Genomic DNA, 17,311 nt, shown 5'->3' on the forward strand with positions numbered 1-17,311 from the left:
GTGGTCAAGGCAGGGTCGATGGCGTGAGGGTGGATGACGTACTCGGCGAGACGCTGGCCTTCCACGGCGGGACCGTAGTCCCCGGCCAGTAGACCCTCGGCGGCGTAGTCCCGCGGTTCGGTCCTATACTCGCCGGTGTCGAGTGACTCCAGATCGACGGGCGTGACCGCGGATGTGTTCTCGACGAGGGCGGTGCCATCGATCTCGGTACTGCACCCGGCCACGGTCACGATAACAGCGGCCGCGACAGCCAGGACCGCACGGGTAGTGCAGGTGGTGCGCACAGGCGAACAACTCCTCGAATGTAGGGGCACCAGAAGCAAAGGAAATGATTCGGGATCAGCACCTCGGAGTCCCTGCTCCGGCGGTGGATTCGGAAGACTCTGCGGCGAGGCGAAGATCGTCCAGCAGGCCCGGACCGCACGCCCCCATGTTTCGTCACTCCTTGCCCCCTGCTCGGATCCGCGTGTCGCAGTATACGTGCCATGTCCCCTCATTGCCCGCGGCTATCGTTGCCCACCGGTCACGTGACCGGATCGATTCGCACCCCGCATCGAAGTGTGTCGGCGGCGGTATATCCCGCCATCGCCACCCTGAGGTTCCCCCGACATGTGGACAGCGAGTTAGCGGGACACCGGTCCCGCTGGAAGGATGTCCGTATGCCACCTCGCAAACGCAGGTCGTTCACTGCCGAGCACAAGGTCGAGGCCGCTCACCAGGTGATCGAATCCGGTCGCGCCATCGCAGAGGTTGCCCGGGAATTGGGCCTGAACGAGAGTCTGCTGGGCGAGTGGGTCAAAAGTCGAGCGGCGCAGGATCACCGTCGCCGAGGCCCACGGAGACCAACCCCTGGACCCAGCCGAACGCGCCGAGCTGCTGTGCCTGCGCCGGCAGGTCAGCAGCTGGAGAAACGCTTTCCTGGTAAGAGCTTCGGCTGGGGGGCCCGCCCTGGACGAAGTCCTCAGGGGAACTTTGCCGCGATGCAGAAGAATCGACCCGGTTCGATCTGATGGTGAAGTACGCCCGGCCCCGATGACATCGAAGCCACCGCCGGCACTGCCGCACCGGAAGGTGAACGCTTCTCGATCACGCGGATGACGCGGCTGCTGAAAGTGTCCACATCCGGCTACTACCAGCACGTCCGACGCAGAGCCGCCACGGTGTTTACGCCCCGGCAGCAACGGCGCGCCGACCTCGAAATCAAGATCGTCGAGGTCCACAAGGAATCGAAGGGAACCTACGGATCACCGCCGAGTTGCGGGCACGTGGCCAGGTGGTGAGTACAAAGACGGTGGCTAAGAGCATGTCTCACGTGGGGAGTTTCTTGAAGCAGGTCAGTGCAGCGGCGAGGCTGAGGAAGGCGGCGAAATACTCTCCGGACCGTTCGTAGCGGATGGTCAGCCTCCGGTAGCCAATGAGCCAGGCGATGGTGCGTTCGATCTTCCATCGGTACCGGCAGAGTCGGTCGTTGCGTTCGACGCCTCGTCAGGCGATACGCGGGACGATGTTCCGTTCGCGGAGCCAGCGGCGATATTTGTCGTAATCGTAGCCCTTGTCGGCGCGCAGCTTTCCTGGTTTGCGTCGACGGGACCCGCGTCGGGACTTGATCGCCGGGATCGCGGTGACCATGGGCTGCAGCAGGGTGCTGTCGTGGGTATTGGCGCCAGAAACGTCAACGAACAGCGGGATTCCGTTCGCATCGGACAGGACATGGATCTTCGATCCCTACTTGCCGCGATCGACCGGGCTGGGCCCGGTCAGAGGGCCAGCGATCCCTCCTTTTTGCCCGGACGCTCGCCGCGTCCAGGATCGCTGCCGACCGTTCGAGGTCGCCGCACCACCGAGGCGATCGAGAACCTCACGGGTGCGACTGCTCGAACACCCCAGCCTTGGCCCATGCGGCGAACCGGCGGTGCACGGTCGGAACCGTCACTCCAAACGAGGGTGGCAGGTGCCGCCATGCGCATCCACTCGTCAGCACGAAAACGAAGGTGGTGAAGACTGCGCGATCGTCGACCGGTGTGCTGCCAACGCCCTGCGGTCGCGGGGCGAACCGTGGTAGCAGCGGTTCTGCAATCTCCCACAATGCACCCGGGACCAGCCGGAGACAATTCGTCCATCGCTCGTCACATCATGCACTACAAGTCACTACATCCACATGAGACACGCCCTAAGTGTGGGAGACCCGCGCGTGCATCACCGGGCCGGCGAGTAGGCACCGGCATCCGGGTCACGAGGGACCATCGGTAGGGGTCTACGGGTGCATGCCCCGGGTATGGCCTGCTCGGCTGGCGTGACACGTCTTGTGGAATCGATTCGATCATGTTTGTTCACGTTTGTTTCACAGAATGTCGAGCAGTTCGTAACCCCTTGAGCGGTTCGAGGAAATGCTCCTCGCCGTGCACGACGAGGCCTTGCCCCACCTTGAGCGGCGTGCCGAGCGCATTCGTGCCGAACGTCTCTTCACTCAACTCCGTGCCGCGAAGAACACCGAGATCATCCATGGCACGTTGCATGGACGCGGAGGCGAACACACGGGTCACGATCCGGCATTCCCGATCGACCAGAAGAATGCAGCACTCGGTTCCGGACAGCTGAGTGCCGAGCTCGTCGAGCACCGGCCGGGCTGCACTGCGCAGCCGGCCGGAGGTGTCGGAGGGGCCCAGCAACGTGGGCTCGGGAAGGCGCCCCGGATCGAGACCGCGCAGCTCGGAGCGCTTCCAGGACAGCGCGATCTCGGGCCGCAACGGTCACATCCGCTCGGCCTCCTCGAGGAGCGCGACCGACTCCTCACGCATCTCGACCTTACGGATCTTGCCGGTGACCGTCATGGGGAACTCGTCGACGATGTGGACATAACGCGGGATCTTGTAGTGCGCGAGTTTGCCGGTGCAGAATTCGCGCAACGCGTCCGCATCGAGCGCGTCGGCACCCTCGTGTAGGCGCACCCACACCATCAGTTCCTCGCCGTACTTCGCGTCCGGAACACCCACGACCTGGGCATCGAGGATGTCGGGGTGCGTGTAGAGGAATTCTTCGATTTCGCGCGGATAGATGTTCTCGCCTCCGCGGATCACCATGTCCTTGATCCGGCCGGTGACCGAGACGTACCCTGCGGAATCCATCACGCCGATATCACCCGTGTGCATCCACCGTGCCGCATCGATCGCTTCGGCAGTTTTCTCCGCCTGCTCCCAATATCCCAGCATCACCGAATAGCCGCGCGTGCACAGCTCCCCCGGTTCACCGCGCGGCACGGTGAGTCCGGTCGCGGGGTCGACGATCTTGACCTCGATGTGCGGCCCGACCCGACCGACGGTCGAGACCCGCTGCTCGATGGTGTCGTCGCTGCGGGTCTGCAGCGATACCGGTGACGTTTCGGTCATTCCGTAGCAGATGGACACCTCGCTCATGCCCATTCGTTCCATGACCTGCTTCATCACCTCCGTCGGGCACGGCGAGCCGGCCATGATGCCGGTGCGCAGGGAGGACAGATCGACGGCGCCGAAGGACGGGTCGGCGAGTTCTGCGATGAACATCGTCGGCACGCCATACAGCGACGTGCAGCGTTCTTCGGCGACGGCCGCGAGGGTGGCGGCCGGATCGAACGCCGGTGCGGGAATCACCATCGTCGCACCGTGACTCGTGCACGCGAGATTGCCCATGACCATGCCGAAGCAATGGTAGAACGGCACGGGGATGCACACTTTGTCCTGCTCGGTGTAGTGGCACAGCTCCCCGACGAAGAACCCGTTGTTGAGAATGTTGTGGTGGCTGAGAGTTGCACCCTTGGGAAATCCGGTGGTTCCGGACGTGTACTGAATGTTGATCGCGTCGTCGGGTGACAGTTCCGTCCGGGCTGCATCGAGCGGCGACCGATCGCTTTCCAGCGCTGCCCGACCCGCGGCCACGAGCTCGTCCCACTCCGGACGGCCGATCAGTACGACCTGCTCGAGGTCGGGGCACTCACCGCGCACCTGATCGATCATCGCGGCGTAGTCGGAGGTCTTGAACTCCGGTGCGGAGATCAGCATCCGGATACCTGCCTGCGCGAGCACGTACTGCAGTTCGTGCGAGCGGTACGCGGGGTTGATGTTGACGAGCACCGCGCCGATCTTGGCGGTGGCATACTGCACGAACGTCCATTCGGCACAATTGGGTGCCCAGATTCCTACGCGGTCGCCTTTGCCGATGCCCGCGTGCAGCAGCCCGAGGGCCAGTGTGTCGACCTCGGCGGCGAACTCGGAGTATGTCCAGCGTCGGCCCGTAGCTCGTTCTACGAGTGCGTCGCGGTCGCCATGGCGGGCGACGGTGCGGTCGAGGTTGTCGCCGATGGTGTCGCCCAGCAATGGGACATCCCCTGCCCCGGAGTCGTAGCTGGGCAGTGCGGGGGTGGCGATACCGGTCATGATGAATCTCCTGCGGTGGGGCGCGGCCGGACGGAAGGGTTCTTCCACCATCCTCGTCTTTCGTGGCCGCAGGTGTGCGGATTCTGGACAGCTGCCGACGACAGAAAGCGCCTTCCCCGACGACGTCGGGGAAGGCGCCAACTCCTAGAGCGCTCGGTCTCGGGTCTCGACGAGCGCCGCGGTGCAGACGAAGCTGAGCACCGCGAGCCCCGCGAGCATGATTCCGATCGCGATGCTTCCGAAGGACGCGGCGAGCGGCGCGGCGAGCAGGGGCGGGATCGCACCGCCGAGCACGCCGGCCAGGTTGTAGCCAAGGCCGGCTCCCGTGTACCGGTACCGGGTCTGGAACATCTCGGGCAGCAGCGCACCGCACGGTCCGTAGGCGATACCGAAGATGGCGAGGGTGATGCAGACACCGATCACGAAGGCCACCGGCGACCCGGAGTCGAGCAGCGGGAACAGGGCCAGCGCCCAGACCACGGCGAGTCCGCACGAGATCATGATCACCTTACGGCGGCCGATCCGGTCCGAGTAGAGGGCCGAGACGATGATCGCCACACCGAAGACGATCGCCGCGATGATGCCGACCACGAGCACGAAGGGCCGGCTGAATCCGAGGGTGCTGGTGCCGTAGCTGGTGAGGAAGGCCGTGCCCATGTAGAAGAAGGCGAACAGCGTGGCCAGCGCGCCCGCCGAGAGCAGGATCTCCTTGGTCTGGAATCGCCAGGCGTCGAGGAAGGGCAGGGTGCGGAGCTCGGGGTCGGTCTTCGCCTTCGCCTGGTTGGCCTGGAAGACCGGTGTCTCCTCGATTGCGAGACGCATGTACAGGCCGATGCCGACCAGGACGATGGAGAACAGGAACGGAACGCGCCAGCCCCAGGTGAGGAAGGCGTCGTTCGCGTCGCCGAGCACGGCGCCCGTGATGAGGAACGTGCTGCACGAGAGGATGAAAGCGAGTGCGGGGCCGAGCTGCGGGAACATCGCATACAGCCCGCGTTTACCCGGGGGTGCGTACTCCGCGGTCAGCAAGGTCGCACCGGCCCACTCCCCTCCGACGGCGAAACCTTGGGCGAACCGCAGAAGCACGAGGATGACCGGAGCCGCGACACCGATGGTGTCGGCACCGGGCAGAAGGCCGATGAGCAGCGTCGCGATGCCCATGAGGAGAAGGGTCGAGACGAGCGTCTTCTTGCGGCCGATGCGGTCGCCGAAGTGACCGAAGAGCATCGCTCCGACAGGGCGGGCGACGAACGCGACCGCGAAGGTCGCGAACGACGCGACCGTTCCCGCGGTGGCACCGAGCGCGGGGAAGAAAACCGTGGGGAATACGAGCGCTGCGGCGGTGCCGTAGATGAAGAAGTCGTAGAACTCGATCGTCGTGCCGATGCAGCTCGCAATCGCGACACGACGTATACCCGGCCCTCCCCCGTTACCGGTTGGTGCGGTGGCAGTGGGACCGGGATGACCGGCCTCCACCGCCTGTTCCGCTGAGGGCTCGCCCGCCCCGGGTGTCGACACAGTGGTCACGTGGATCCTCCGTTGTCCGTCCTGACCGCGGTCGGCTACGTCGCCGCGGATTGGGAGGAAAACTAGTGATCCGCCTCACCCCCACACCACCCCCGAAAAGGGGTGACTGTGAAAAGCGTCACATAGTGAGTCGAACGAACGATCTCCGGTCAGTTCCCGGATGCCCCTTCGAGCTCGGCGCGCATCTCCCGCCACACCGTCGCGTACGAGTCGATGCTGCCTGCGGTCGCCCACGCCAGTGAGCCGCCCTTGATCTTCTCGAGCGCCTCCGCGAAGAGATCCTGATACCGCGACAGACGAGGAACGAATGCCGACACATCGTCGAACAGGTTCTGTGCCTTCCGATCGACGTCGAGCAACGCGTCGACGAAGCCCTCGGAGTCCGGGTCCTCGAGCAGCTTCGACAGCGTTTCGTCGAGCGGACCGAACTGCTCGAACAGCTCCGCGATCGAATCCTCGTCGATCGACACCCGCTCCGCATCGAGCTGGTCGGACAGCTCCGCGAAGCCTTTGTCGGTCAGCGAGACACCACCGTCCGATGATGCAGCCTTACCTTGCTCGACGAGCGCCGCGAGCGCCGCCTGCCCCGACGAGACCGACACACCCAGATGCGCGGCCAGCACCTCCGCAGAAACCTGCTTCTTCAACCGCACCGTCTGCAGCAGTGCCAACTCGTCCACGTTGCCCGCGAAGGCCATCTCTCACTCCTCGTCACCCCCGCCGGGGGCACTGAAACCGGGCGGGCCGAGCCCGCATCACATTCGAACCGGGACCGGTTCGACCTCGATTCTCACCCACCGGGCCCGAGGCCGGGGCTGCCACCCTCCAGCTCGTCCCGAGCACTGGTGTCCTTGAGCTCGACGCCCGAGCGCCCCAACCGTCGCACGCCGTAGACGAGGTTCGCCACCACCCGCGCCGCCTGCACGTATCCGAGACCGTCCGGTGGGTGCACGTTCGACACACAATTCCGCTCGGAGTCGGAGCGGCCGGGTCGCGGATGATGCGTCAGGTAGACACCGAGACTGTCTGCGAATGACAGTCCGGGTCGCTCGCCGATGAGCACCACCACGGTCTGCACGTCGAGCGCCGCACCGATGTGGTCGCCGAGCGCGACCCGCGCTGACGTCGCGATGACCGGGGGTGCCACCGACAGGTGAGGCGGCAGCGCCTCCACGATCGCCCGGGCGGTCGGTACGCCGTGCTGTTCGAGCGCGTGGGACGAAAGGCCGTCGGCAAGAACGATTCCGATGTCGGCGCCGAGCACTGGCAGATGTGCGAGGTCGGTGGGGAGCCGTCCGAGATCGGGGCGACGCAGATACTCGCTGCGGTCGTTGGCCCGACTCGCCACGAACAACGGGGAACCGAGATTCGCGTCCTCTACCTGCTGCACCAACGCGTCGACCTCGAGTTCACGGTGCACCGCGTCGCGGGCCGCAGCGTGCGAGGCTCGGAATTCCAGGAGTCCGGCTGTGGGGAGCGCATCTCCGGCGCGACCGAGTCCGATGCGTGCCCGGGTCGTGGTGCGCAGGGCCGTCCACGGGTCGTCAGGGCCCCTCACGTCATCCGGGCTCCTGCCCGGTTCGATCGCGCTCACAGCACATTTCCGGTGAGTGCACGCAGCGGCGAGGACGCGACATCGACCGGCAGGATACAACCGGTTTCGTCGGCCATGCCGAGACCCTGCAACCACGATTCGAACTCCGGCGCAGCTCGGAGTCCGAGGACGCGCCGCGCATACAACGCGTCGTGGAACGACAGGGATTGGTATCCGAGCATCACGTCGTCGGCGCCGGGCACCGTGATCACGAACGACACCCCGGCTACGCCGAGCAGGGTGAGCAACGTGTCCATGTCGTCCTGGTCGGCCTCGGCGTGGTTTGTGTAGCAGACGTCGACCCCCATGGGCAGACCCAGCAGCTTGCCGCAGAAGTGGTCTTCGAGGCCCGCCCGGATGATCTGCTTGCCGTCGTAGAGGTATTCGGGACCGATGAAGCCCACGACAGAGTTGACGAGCAGTGGGTCGAACTCGCGTGCCACCGCGTACGCCCGCGCCTCGAGGGTCTGCTGATCGACGGGGTGGCCGTCGGTGCCGAGGTGCGCACCCGCCGACAGCGCCGAGCCCTGCCCGGTTTCGAAATACATGACGTTGTCGCCGACTGTTCCGCGTGCCAGCGACCGGCCTGCCTCGTCTGCTTCTCCGAGCAGGCCGAGATTCACCCCGAAGCCCTCGTTTGCACCCTGGGTGCCGGCGATCGACTGGAACACCAGGTCGACGGGAGCACCCGTCTCGATCAAGCCGAGGGTGGTAGTGACATGCGAGAGCACACACGACTGCACCGGGATGTCGAACCGCGTGCGGATGTCGTCGAGCAGGTGGAGCAGCTCCGACGTCGCGTGGGGCGAGTCGGTGGCGGGGTTGATTCCGATGACCGCGTCCCCACACCCGAGCAGCAACCCGTCGAGAACTGCCGCGGCGATTCCCCGGGGGTCGTCGGTGGGGTGATTGGGTTGCAGGCGGGTGGCGAGCCGCCCGGGTAGTCCGACGGTGGTGCGGAACGCGGACGTCACTTCGACTGCACGGGCGACCGCAACGAGATTCTGGTTCGACATGAGTTTGCTGACAGCCGCGACCATTTCGGGCGTCAGCCCCCGCGAGATGGAAGCAAGGACAGCAGCGGCACCGGGCCTGGAGGCAGAATCGAGCAGCCAGTCGCGCAGGGCACCGACGGACAGGTGCGCGACGGGGCGGTACGAGTCGGTGTCGTGCCGGTCGAGGATCAGCCGGGTGACCTCGTCGCTCTCGTACGGCACGACGGTCTCGGTGAGGAACGTACCGAGCGAAACCTCGGCGAGGGCCCACTGCGCGGCGACGCGTTCGGCTTCCGTCCCGGCAGCGCACCCGGCAAGTTCGTCTCCGGATCTGCGCGGCGTCGCTTTCGCGAGGAGGTCGACCAGTCCGTCGAACTCGTAGGTAGTCCCCGCCAATTGCTGACGATAGGTCGTCATCAGCACCACCTCCGCGTTCGTCGACGGTTCGGACCTACATCGTCGCGCATTCCGACTCGTCAGGCGCGGCGATGCGGTGTCCCTTTCGTACGACGTTATGCCGGTGGCGTCGCTCCCGGTACGGGACAGACGTCGGCGGCCATAGCGACCACGAGCGGTTCGGTAGCAGGCACCGGCCGAACGCCCGCGTCCCAATTCTTGCCGAGCAGGGGTTGCTCGTCGTCGAACAACGCGTGTTCCTCGGCTGTGAAAGCGCGGCCCCGGCTGAGGAATCGGAGGCCTTCGGGAGTTTCGAGGCTGAACCCGGACCCTCGTCCGGGCACTACGTCGAGGACGAGTTGCGTGTGTTTCCACGCCTCGAATTGGGAACCCGAGATCCACACGGGAACCGCGTCCTTCCCGGACGGCAGATCGGGCGCGGTCTCCCCCACCGCGAGTCGCAGATCGAGAAGCCCGAGCAGCACGTCGCGGTCGCCGACGATGAAGTCGCCGTCGGGGTAACACATCGGCGCAGATCCGTCGCAGCAGCCACCGGACTGGTGCATCATGAGCGACCCGTACCGGCTCGACAATCGCCGGAGCAGATCGGCGGCGCTCGCGGTCGCGACCACACGAAGTGGAGCGGGCATAGGAACCTCCCTTTGTTTGAAGACGGGTCTGTCTGCGAATGGAACCGGCGCCTGCCACGTCGGTACGTGACAGGCGCCGGGGTCGTCGATCAGAAGAAGCCCTGGGCCTTCGGCGCGTAGGACACCAAGAGGTTCTTCGTCTGCTGGTAGTGGTCGAGCATCATGTGGTGGTTCTCGCGACCGATGCCCGACTGCTTGTAACCGCCGAACGCGGCGTGCGCCGGGTACTGGTGGTAGGTATTCGTCCACACCCGGCCCGCCTGGATCTCGCGACCGGCACGGTAGGCGACGCCGCCGTCGCGCGACCACACGCCGGCGCCGAGGCCGTAGAGCGTGTCGTTGGCGATCTTGATCGCGTCGTCGAAATCGTCGAACGACGTGACGGACACGACCGGACCGAAAATCTCCTCCTGGAAGATCCGCATCGAGTTGTCGCCCTGGAAGATCGTGGGCTGCACATAGTAGCCACCCGAGAGATCACCGCCGAGATCGGCGCGCTCACCACCGGTGATGACCTTGGCCCCCTCACTCTTGCCGATCTCGATGTACGACAGGATCTTCTCGAGCTGATCGTTGGACGCCTGCGCACCGATCATCGTGTCGGTGTCGAGCGGGTCGCCCTGCTTCACCGCCTTGGTGCGGACCGCCGCGAGCGACAGGAAATCGTCGAAGATGTCGCGCTGGATGAGCGCACGCGAAGGGCACGTGCACACCTCGCCCTGGTTGAGAGCGAACATCGTGAATCCCTCGAGTGCCTTGTCCTGGTAGTCGTCGTTCGCCGAGAGGACATCGGAGAAGAAGATGTTGGGGCTCTTCCCGCCGAGTTCGAGCGTCACGGGGATGAGGTTCTGCGACGCGTACTGCATGATCAGGCGTCCAGTCGTGGTTTCGCCGGTGAACGCGATCTTGCGGATGCGCGGACTCGACGCGAGCGGCTTGCCGGCCTCGACACCGAACCCGTTGACGATGTTCAGCACGCCCGGAGGCAGCAGATCGCCGATGATCGAAACCAGGTGAAGAATCGACGCGGGAGTCTGCTCGGCAGGCTTGAGGACGATCGCGTTGCCCGCGGCCAGAGCCGGCGCAAGCTTCCACACAGCCATGAGAATCGGGAAGTTCCACGGAATGATCTGGCCGACCACACCGAGCGGCTCGTGGAAGTGGTAGGCGACGGTGTCGGAGTTGATCTCCGAGATCGAACCTTCCTGCGCACGAATCGCACCCGCGAAATAGCGGAAGTGATCGATCGCGAGCGGAATGTCCGCGTTGAGGGTCTCACGAATCGGTTTGCCGTTGTCCCACGACTCGGCGAGCGCGATCGATTCGAGGTTCTGCTCGATGCGGTCCGCGATCTTGTTGAGGATCACGGCACGCTCGGCGGGCGAGGTCTTGCCCCACGCCGGTGCGGCAGCGTGGGCGGCATCGAGTGCGAGTTCGATGTCCTCCTCGGTGCCGCGGGCGACCTCGGTGAACACCTGCCCGGTCACGGGAGTGACGTTCTCGAAATACTCCCCCTTCACCGGTGCCACCCACTGACCGCCGATCCAGTTGTCGTACCGGGACTGGAAGGACATGAGGGCGTCAGGCGAACCGGGGCGGGCGTACACGGTCATGGTGCATCTCCTGTTGCGTCGAGGTTCGAAGCTTGTGTGATTCGGAACACTACGAACGCAAAGGTTGCAACTACGTTGCGAGCTCCTTGTCCAGGCGATCGATCTTCGCCTTCACCTGCGCATACAGCGGGGAAGTCGGGGCGAGGGTCGTCAGATAGGCCGACCACGCCGCCAGATCGTCGCGTCCGTGGATCGAGGCCGTCCACCGGGCGAGCAGATCCGCGTCACCGCCACGCAGCAGTGCCGCCTGCACCCGGGTGCGCAGGTCGTCCCTGATCTCCTCGACACCGGGCGCATCCGAGCCGGGCAGCACCGGACCGGAGTAATTGCGGATGGCCGACGCGGCGTCACCACGATCGAGCGCCCGGCGCACCTCCGCGACATCCGTGTCCAGCTCGGTGAGCAGCCGATACGGGCGCGACCCGAGGTGCTCCGATCCGAGCACTTTCCGCAGACGGGACATTTCGGCTCGAATCGTGACGGAGTCCAGCTCGTTCTCGTCGAGCAGTACTGCGAGCCGGTCCGAGCTCAGCCCTTCGGGATGGTCCGCGAGGATCAGCAGGATCTCGGCGTGCCGTTGTGACAGGTATGTCCGGTCACCGCCCGTGCGGAGCGTCGGCCTACCCGAGCCGAACGTGTCGAGTCGCGGCGCCGAGGAGGCGAACAGGTGCGGAGAGGTCATCATGTGCAGGCGAAGCTCGGCTTCGGCTGCGGCCACCGTCGCGCGGACCAGCTGCAGGACTTCCGGGACCGCCACCCGCGAGCCGCCGGTGATGTCGATTGCCCCGAGAATCCTGCCGCTGGCCGGGTCGTGCACGGGCGCAGCCGAACAACTCCACTCGTGGACCGCGCGGTTGAAATGCTCGGCCGCGAAGATCTGCACCGAATGATCCAGCGCCAAGGCGGTTCCCGGGGCGTTGGTGCCCACGCGGTCCTCACTCCAGTCCGCGCCCTCGACGAAACTCATGGACTGCGCGCGGTCGCGGGCACCGTGGTCGCCTTCCACCCACAGCAGCCGGCCCTGCTCGTCGCTGATAGCGACGAGCAGACCGCTGTCGGCGGCATCCTCGACGAGGAGCTTGCGCACGACCGGGCGGATCAGTGCCATAGGATGGCCGGCTCGATACTGATCGAGATCTCCTCCGGTGAGGAGCGCAGGCTGCGCGACCAGATCGGGGTCGATTCCCCGCTGCAGACTCCGGAGCCACGAGTCGTGCACGATCGATCGCACTCCGTCGGGCCGGCCTTCACCGGCCGCACCGACAATCGTGCCGTGCGCGCGGAGCACCGCTCGCGCATGCGCCGCTGCATCCTCCCCCGGGCGCAGCGCCACCCAGGGGTTCATCGTCGCGGGGCCGGTCGTCGCGGTCTCACGAACGGTCATCCGACATCGTCCTCCATGCGGCCACTGTAGTCCGTATCACAGCAGAAGTGTGCGGCCGGATCCTCGGTTCGTTTCGGCTGTGACTCGGTGGGCCAACATCACCGCGGTCGCGTGCGGGCCACGACTGGGCACTTCGGGGAACACCGAGGTGTCGACGACGCTCAGCCCGTCGATGCCGTGGACTCGGCATCTCTCGTCGACCACAGAGAGCTCGTCGTCTCCCATGCGGCACGTGCCGGACAGATGCAGCGACGTTCCGAGGTGAGAGGCGAGCCACGCGTCGCTGGGCCCTCGCTCCCCTGCTTCGACAGCGACACTGCCCGGTGCAACGACATCCCTCATGTCTGCCAGTAGGTCGACGGCAGTGCAGACACCGTCGCGCAGCGTGGCGCGGTCGTCGGGGTGCGCGAGATAGCGGTAGTCGAGTACGGGCGGCGCAGACGGATCCTGTGGATTCAGCATCACGCTTCCGCGACTACGGGGCCGTGTGAGCACCACACCGAGCACCGGGTCGGCGATACCGCTGCCGGGTATCGCCACACCGAACGGCACCGTGTATGCGCGGAACTCGACCGTCTCGGTGTGCAACACGGTTTCCAACAGCGGTGCCCGCGCAGGGATTCCGCCGCGATATCGGTACGGTACGGCGATTTCGGGGTGATCGCTGAATCCTTCACCCACTCCGGCAAGATCGTGGACGACGTCGATTCCCAGGCGCCGCAGGTGCCGCTCAGGCCCGATCCCTGACAGCATCAAAAGCTGCGGCGAGCACACTGCGCCCGCACACACGACGACGTGCCCGGCGTCGATCCGCCGGACACTCGCACCGTCCACGACCTCGACCCCGGTCGCGCACCCCGCCGACAGCACGATCCGGACGACCTTCGCTCCCGTTCGCACCGAAAGGTTGGGCCGGTCCATCACGGGCGCGAGATAGGCGAGCCCCGGGCTGTGGCGTACGCCGTCGCGCACATTCATCGGCACACGGCCGACGCCCACGGGCCCTGGCGCATTGAGATCGTCGACCGGCCGGTGCCCGGCAGCCACGGCTGCGTCGTGAAATGCCGCGGAAGTCGGGTGGAGCCGGGCCTGCCGCGTGCGCATGACCGGGATGGGGCCATCACTGCCGTGTATCCCACCGGGGAAGTCGATATCCGATTCGATCGCCCGAAAATGCGGGAGTACCTCGTCGTACGACCAGGATCGTGGCCATGACTCGAAATCCCCCGGACGTGCCCGGACGAAATACGCGCCGTTGACCGCACCGGAACCTCCGAGGCCTCGGCCACGCACGACGGTCGCAGCGACCCCCTGCGTGAGGCGAGCAGAATACGCTGCGGCCCACTGACTCTCGGGCCCGATCGGGAGTTCTGCAGCAGAACGCAGCTCCGGCGGAAGCGTGTGCCCCGCACCGTATCCCCGTCCGGCTTCGAGCAGCAACACCGAACGATCTGGATCGTCGCTCAGCCTTGCGGCGACCACGCAGCCGCAGCTGCCACCGCCGATCACCACGACGTCGGCTCGCTGCCGGGCCATGTCAGCTCCGGATGTCGGGGATCAGCGCGGATGGGTCGCGGGCGTCGATCGCGCCCTTCCACAACCCGGCGCCATAGGCCAGGTCGTCCAATCGCTTGTAGAGAACGTACCGGATCGGGTCGATCCCGCCCTCTTCACGATGCCCCATCCAGTCCCAGATGCCCTCTGCCACAGCAAAAGCCAAGACAGCACGCCGAACCTTCGATGAAAAGAGCGACGCGACCACCGTCACCGGCCAATAGTGCCGGCATACCGCCGAGGCGACCTGCCACAGACCACCTGCGAACCCCTGAGCAGTCAGCACCGCGGCAATCCGTGTCGGCTGATCGAGCTCGGCGAACATGCGACGCAACCGCACGAGCGTCGCCACCTGGGTCAGTAGTGCACCGACCACTCCGACCCGGGTGAAGGTCGCCAGTGCGAGACACGCGAGCAGCGTCCAGATCGACATCACCATCGGCGGGACCGAGCCGGGGTGCCGGGCAGCCAGCGGAGCCGCACCTGTTCCGTAGAACGCCTTGCGAGTGATCCAACTCCGGAACTTGGTCCGATGGTCGTGCGCGACACGCGCGATGGGTTCGTATCGCAGCCGCCACCCGTCGGCCTGCAGCCGCCAGCACAGATCAACGTCTTCCGCAACCTGCATCGACTCGTCGAATCCACCACACGCCTCCAGGGCGTGGCGGCGCACGAGCAGAGCCGCACTCGGGACGTAGGAGACGGGACTTCCCGCCACGACCGCGGCCTCACGTCGACCCAGATCCAGGGACGAGCGTGCGTGCTCGTACCGTGCGAGCGCGCCGTTGTCCGGGTCGAGCGCGACGATGCGCGGGGCCACCAACGCGACCGCCGGGTCGCTGAAGTGCCCGAGTCCGGCTTCGAGCCATCCGAGCCGGGGTACGACATCGGAATCGAGGAACGTAACGAACTCCGTTGATGCGTCCCGTAATCCGGTGTTTCGTGCGGCGGCAGGCCCCCGCGACACATCGTGCCGGAGCACGCGAACCTTGCCACGCTCGGGCGTCTTGATCGGAGTATCGGACCCGTCGTCGACGACGATGACCTCGAGGCCGTGCAAGGCCTGCAGCAATCGACGAAGGCCCGCTTCGTTGTCCTTGGTGGGGATCACCACCGTCACGTCGGACATCGACGGAAGTACGACGGGCCGGGGGTTTCCCACACCGGAGTCCAGCAGGCGCCTGGCCACCACCGCCGTCTGCGAATCGACGACTTTCAGAAAGTCTCCGTCGATCATCGACGCGGCAGCGGGTGCGAGCTTGAGCATCCGAGTGGGCGAGCCGCCGATCAGAACACGGCCCGCGGCGAACCTGCGTACGCGGGGGTCAAGACGCACCCCGAAGCCGTCGGGAAGCCTGGCCAGTCGGGTCTGCGCAACCCGAGGTGATGTCGCCTGACTCACCGAAGTCTCCCCTCCGTCCCCGGTTGCCACCGGGCGACCTGCGCGGCCGCCCGCTCCACCAGATTCACGAACAACTCGGCCCCGAGTTCGGCGGTTGATCCGGCCGGATCGCCCAGCACACCGTTCGCAGACACCGAAACGATACCGGCTTCGCGCAGCCGCGGCATCAAAGTGCGGATCGATTCGGTCGCGCCCGCTGCGGCACGGTTCATGTCGACCGTTTCGGGCGCAAGATGCAGCATCAGGCTCGTTTCGGTGATGCCCGCGTGCGCGTCGGAGCCGGGAACAGCGCACGGCAGCCAGGCGACGTCCCTGCCCTCGTATCGCAGCAGCGCGACAGCCTCGGCCAGCGGATACGCATTGCCGCCGTGCCCGTTGACGAACAGCACCCGTTGCGCCCACCGGCATGCCGAGCGGCCGTATTCGACGAGCATCGCTTTGGTGACGTCGGCGCCGATAGACACGGTGCCCGCGAACCCTTCGTGCTCGCCACTCGCGCCGTAGGCAAGGGGCGGGGCGAGCGCAACATCGGGCAGAGCCTCCGCCACGGCCACGGCGATGCGGGTGTCGGTATCGAGGGGCAGGTGGGGACCGTGCTGCTCGAATGCACCCACTGGAACGGCGACCGTGACCGCGCCGGATCCGACGTCCGGCCAGTAGGCATTGGCAAGGTCCCGTGTCACCGCTCCGATGCTAGGCGGTAGCGCGATCGTCGCCACACCCGGCCGATGACCAGGCCCGATCGAATACGGTCACCGCGACATGCACACCGGGCCACTCGGTCGGTGAGTACGATTCCCCGAGTGCAGATCGAACCTCGACCACTCGACGACCCGGAAGTCCAGACACTGATCGCCGAGGTCCAGCTCGAATACACCCGCCGCTACGGCGGCCCGGACGACACTGTCCTCGAACCGGACGAGTTCACCGAGCCGAACGGACTCTTCCTACTGGCACGACTCGGCGACGAACCCGTGGGGATCGGCGGCTGGCGCGCCCACAGTTCCGCGTCACGAGGGCTGCGCGACGGCGACGCCGAGATCAAGCGCATGTACGTGCGGGCCGATGCGCGGCGTCGGGGCATCGCACGGCGGCTACTCGATGCGCTGGAACGCACGGCGGCCGACGCCGGCCGCAGACGCATGGTGCTCGAGACCGGCATCGAGCAGCCCGAAGCAATCGCGATGTACGCGACCGCCGGATACGATCCGATGCCCAAACGCTACGGCCACTATGCCGACACCGAGGTGGCGTTGTACTTCAGCAAGGACCTGCCGCCCATCCGCCGTGCAACCGAGCACGAGCTGCCCGCCCTGCAGGACATCGAACGTGCCGCCGGGCAACCGTTCGCCGACATCGGCATGTCGTCGGTGGCCGACGACGTACCACCCACGATCCCCGAGCTCCGCAGCTACCTCGACGCCGGAAGATGCTGGGTATGGGTCGACGAAAAGAACTGCCCAGTGGGTTATCTCGTCGCCATGGACGTCGCCGATGCACTCCACATCGAGCAGGTGTCAGTACACCCGCGCGTCGCGCGGCGCGGGGTGGGGCGAGCCCTCATCGAGCACGTCGCTTCAGGAGCACGTGATCGCGGGTGCTCCGCGTTGACGCTCACCACATTCCGCGACGTCCCGTGGAACGCACCGTACTACGAACGACTGGGCTTCGATGCCCTCGACGACTCGCGTCTCACACCCGAATTGGGGACGATTCTCGCCGACGAGCGGGCACGCGGCATCGGGCAATGGCCACGCATCGCGATGGTGCGCAAGCTCAACTGATCG

At 66.1% G+C, this 17,311-nt stretch carries 15 protein-coding genes and 2 pseudogenes; 3 read left to right on the forward strand and 14 right to left on the reverse strand.

Annotated elements, in window-relative coordinates; genetic code table 11:
* Nucleotides 1-284 (reverse strand): annotated as a pseudogene (locus MWU77_RS23620) (hypothetical protein); the annotation flags it as partial.
* A gap of 375 nt (nt 285-659) precedes the next feature.
* On the opposite strand from MWU77_RS23620, the gene MWU77_RS25175 reads away from it, so the two are divergent.
* The gene (locus tag MWU77_RS25175; RefSeq protein WP_374229969.1) at nt 660-1,010 is read left to right on the forward strand and encodes a transposase; all 351 of its coding nucleotides are present in this window, start codon (nt 660-662) and stop codon (nt 1,008-1,010) included.
* 84 nt (nt 1,011-1,094) lie between these two features.
* Nucleotides 1,095-1,280: a hypothetical protein gene (locus MWU77_RS23630; protein ID WP_247274938.1), complete on the forward strand. Its 186-nt coding sequence runs from the start codon at nt 1,095-1,097 to the stop codon at nt 1,278-1,280.
* A gap of 145 nt (nt 1,281-1,425) precedes the next feature.
* Here MWU77_RS23630 and MWU77_RS23635 read toward each other — a convergent pair.
* The 13 genes and pseudogenes from MWU77_RS23635 to mftE form a co-directional block, all read right to left on the reverse strand.
* Nucleotides 1,426-2,101 (reverse strand): annotated as a pseudogene (locus MWU77_RS23635) (IS5 family transposase); the annotation flags it as partial.
* Nucleotides 2,102-2,330: 229 nt separating this feature from the next.
* Entirely contained in the window at nt 2,331-2,747 is a 417-nt protein-coding gene (locus tag MWU77_RS23640; RefSeq protein ID WP_247274939.1) for a hypothetical protein, read from the reverse strand.
* Nucleotides 2,748-2,750: 3 nt separating this feature from the next.
* The gene (locus MWU77_RS23645; protein WP_247274940.1) at nt 2,751-4,409 is read right to left on the reverse strand and encodes an AMP-binding protein; all 1,659 of its coding nucleotides are present in this window, start codon (nt 4,407-4,409) and stop codon (nt 2,751-2,753) included.
* A gap of 144 nt (nt 4,410-4,553) precedes the next feature.
* Nucleotides 4,554-5,936, reverse strand: coding sequence for an MFS transporter (locus MWU77_RS23650; RefSeq protein WP_374229970.1), 1,383 nt, complete (start codon nt 5,934-5,936; stop codon nt 4,554-4,556).
* Between the two features lie 149 nt (nt 5,937-6,085).
* Nucleotides 6,086-6,634: a hypothetical protein gene (locus MWU77_RS23655; RefSeq protein WP_169689921.1), complete on the reverse strand. Its 549-nt coding sequence runs from the start codon at nt 6,632-6,634 to the stop codon at nt 6,086-6,088.
* Between the two features lie 92 nt (nt 6,635-6,726).
* Nucleotides 6,727-7,494 carry an ethanolamine ammonia-lyase subunit EutC gene (gene eutC, locus MWU77_RS23660; RefSeq protein WP_169689922.1) on the reverse strand — a complete coding sequence of 256 codons (768 nt, stop codon included), beginning with the start codon at nt 7,492-7,494 and terminating at the stop codon, nt 6,727-6,729.
* A 32-nt stretch (nt 7,495-7,526) separates the two neighbouring features.
* Nucleotides 7,527-8,942 (reverse strand): ethanolamine ammonia-lyase subunit EutB, encoded by a 1,416-nt coding sequence (locus MWU77_RS23665; protein WP_169689923.1) that lies wholly within the window; start codon nt 8,940-8,942, stop codon nt 7,527-7,529.
* Between the two features lie 95 nt (nt 8,943-9,037).
* A complete protein-coding gene (locus MWU77_RS23670; RefSeq protein ID WP_169689924.1) occupies nt 9,038-9,571 on the reverse strand; it encodes a DUF779 domain-containing protein in 534 nt (177 codons plus the stop codon).
* 89 nt (nt 9,572-9,660) lie between these two features.
* Nucleotides 9,661-11,184: an aldehyde dehydrogenase gene (gene adh / locus MWU77_RS23675; protein ID WP_169689925.1), complete on the reverse strand. Its 1,524-nt coding sequence runs from the start codon at nt 11,182-11,184 to the stop codon at nt 9,661-9,663.
* 70 nt (nt 11,185-11,254) lie between these two features.
* The gene (locus MWU77_RS23680) at nt 11,255-12,568 is read right to left on the reverse strand and encodes a GAF domain-containing protein (RefSeq protein WP_169689926.1); all 1,314 of its coding nucleotides are present in this window, start codon (nt 12,566-12,568) and stop codon (nt 11,255-11,257) included.
* Between the two features lie 36 nt (nt 12,569-12,604).
* Complete coding sequence (mftG, locus tag MWU77_RS23685; protein ID WP_247274941.1) at nt 12,605-14,104, reverse strand: mycofactocin system GMC family oxidoreductase MftG; 1,500 nt, start codon at nt 14,102-14,104, stop codon at nt 12,605-12,607.
* A gap of 1 nt (nt 14,105) precedes the next feature.
* The gene (gene mftF / locus MWU77_RS23690) at nt 14,106-15,524 is read right to left on the reverse strand and encodes a mycofactocin biosynthesis glycosyltransferase MftF (RefSeq protein ID WP_247274942.1); all 1,419 of its coding nucleotides are present in this window, start codon (nt 15,522-15,524) and stop codon (nt 14,106-14,108) included.
* Nucleotides 15,521-16,207, reverse strand: a complete 687-nt coding sequence (mftE, locus tag MWU77_RS23695; RefSeq protein ID WP_169689928.1) for a mycofactocin biosynthesis peptidyl-dipeptidase MftE — start codon at nt 16,205-16,207, stop codon at nt 15,521-15,523. The genes mftF and mftE overlap by 4 nt, the downstream gene beginning before the upstream one ends.
* 120 nt (nt 16,208-16,327) lie before the next feature.
* On the opposite strand from mftE, the gene MWU77_RS23700 reads away from it, so the two are divergent.
* The gene (locus MWU77_RS23700) at nt 16,328-17,308 is read left to right on the forward strand and encodes a GNAT family N-acetyltransferase (protein ID WP_247274943.1); all 981 of its coding nucleotides are present in this window, start codon (nt 16,328-16,330) and stop codon (nt 17,306-17,308) included.
* Nucleotides 17,309-17,311 lie beyond the last annotated feature (3 nt).

This window comes from Rhodococcus sp. F64268 (assembly GCF_023015605.1).
Taxonomy (GTDB): Bacteria; Actinomycetota; Actinomycetes; order Mycobacteriales; family Mycobacteriaceae; genus Rhodococcus.

Coding starts and splice junctions, on each gene's coding strand:
- MWU77_RS25175 (WP_374229969.1), top strand. CDS start 660: ATGCCACCTCGCAAACGCAGGTCGTTCACTGCCGAGCACAAGGTCGAG.
- MWU77_RS23630 (WP_247274938.1), top strand. CDS start 1,095: ATGACGCGGCTGCTGAAAGTGTCCACATCCGGCTACTACCAGCACGTC.
- MWU77_RS23645 (WP_247274940.1), bottom strand. CDS start 4,409: ATGACCGGTATCGCCACCCCCGCACTGCCCAGCTACGACTCCGGGGCA.
- MWU77_RS23655 (WP_169689921.1), bottom strand. CDS start 6,634: ATGGCCTTCGCGGGCAACGTGGACGAGTTGGCACTGCTGCAGACGGTG.
- MWU77_RS23665 (WP_169689923.1), bottom strand. CDS start 8,942: ATGACGACCTATCGTCAGCAATTGGCGGGGACTACCTACGAGTTCGAC.
- MWU77_RS23670 (WP_169689924.1), bottom strand. CDS start 9,571: ATGCCCGCTCCACTTCGTGTGGTCGCGACCGCGAGCGCCGCCGATCTG.
- adh (WP_169689925.1), bottom strand. CDS start 11,184: ATGACCGTGTACGCCCGCCCCGGTTCGCCTGACGCCCTCATGTCCTTC.
- MWU77_RS23680 (WP_169689926.1), bottom strand. CDS start 12,568: ATGACCGTTCGTGAGACCGCGACGACCGGCCCCGCGACGATGAACCCC.
- mftG (WP_247274941.1), bottom strand. CDS start 14,104: ATGGCCCGGCAGCGAGCCGACGTCGTGGTGATCGGCGGTGGCAGCTGC.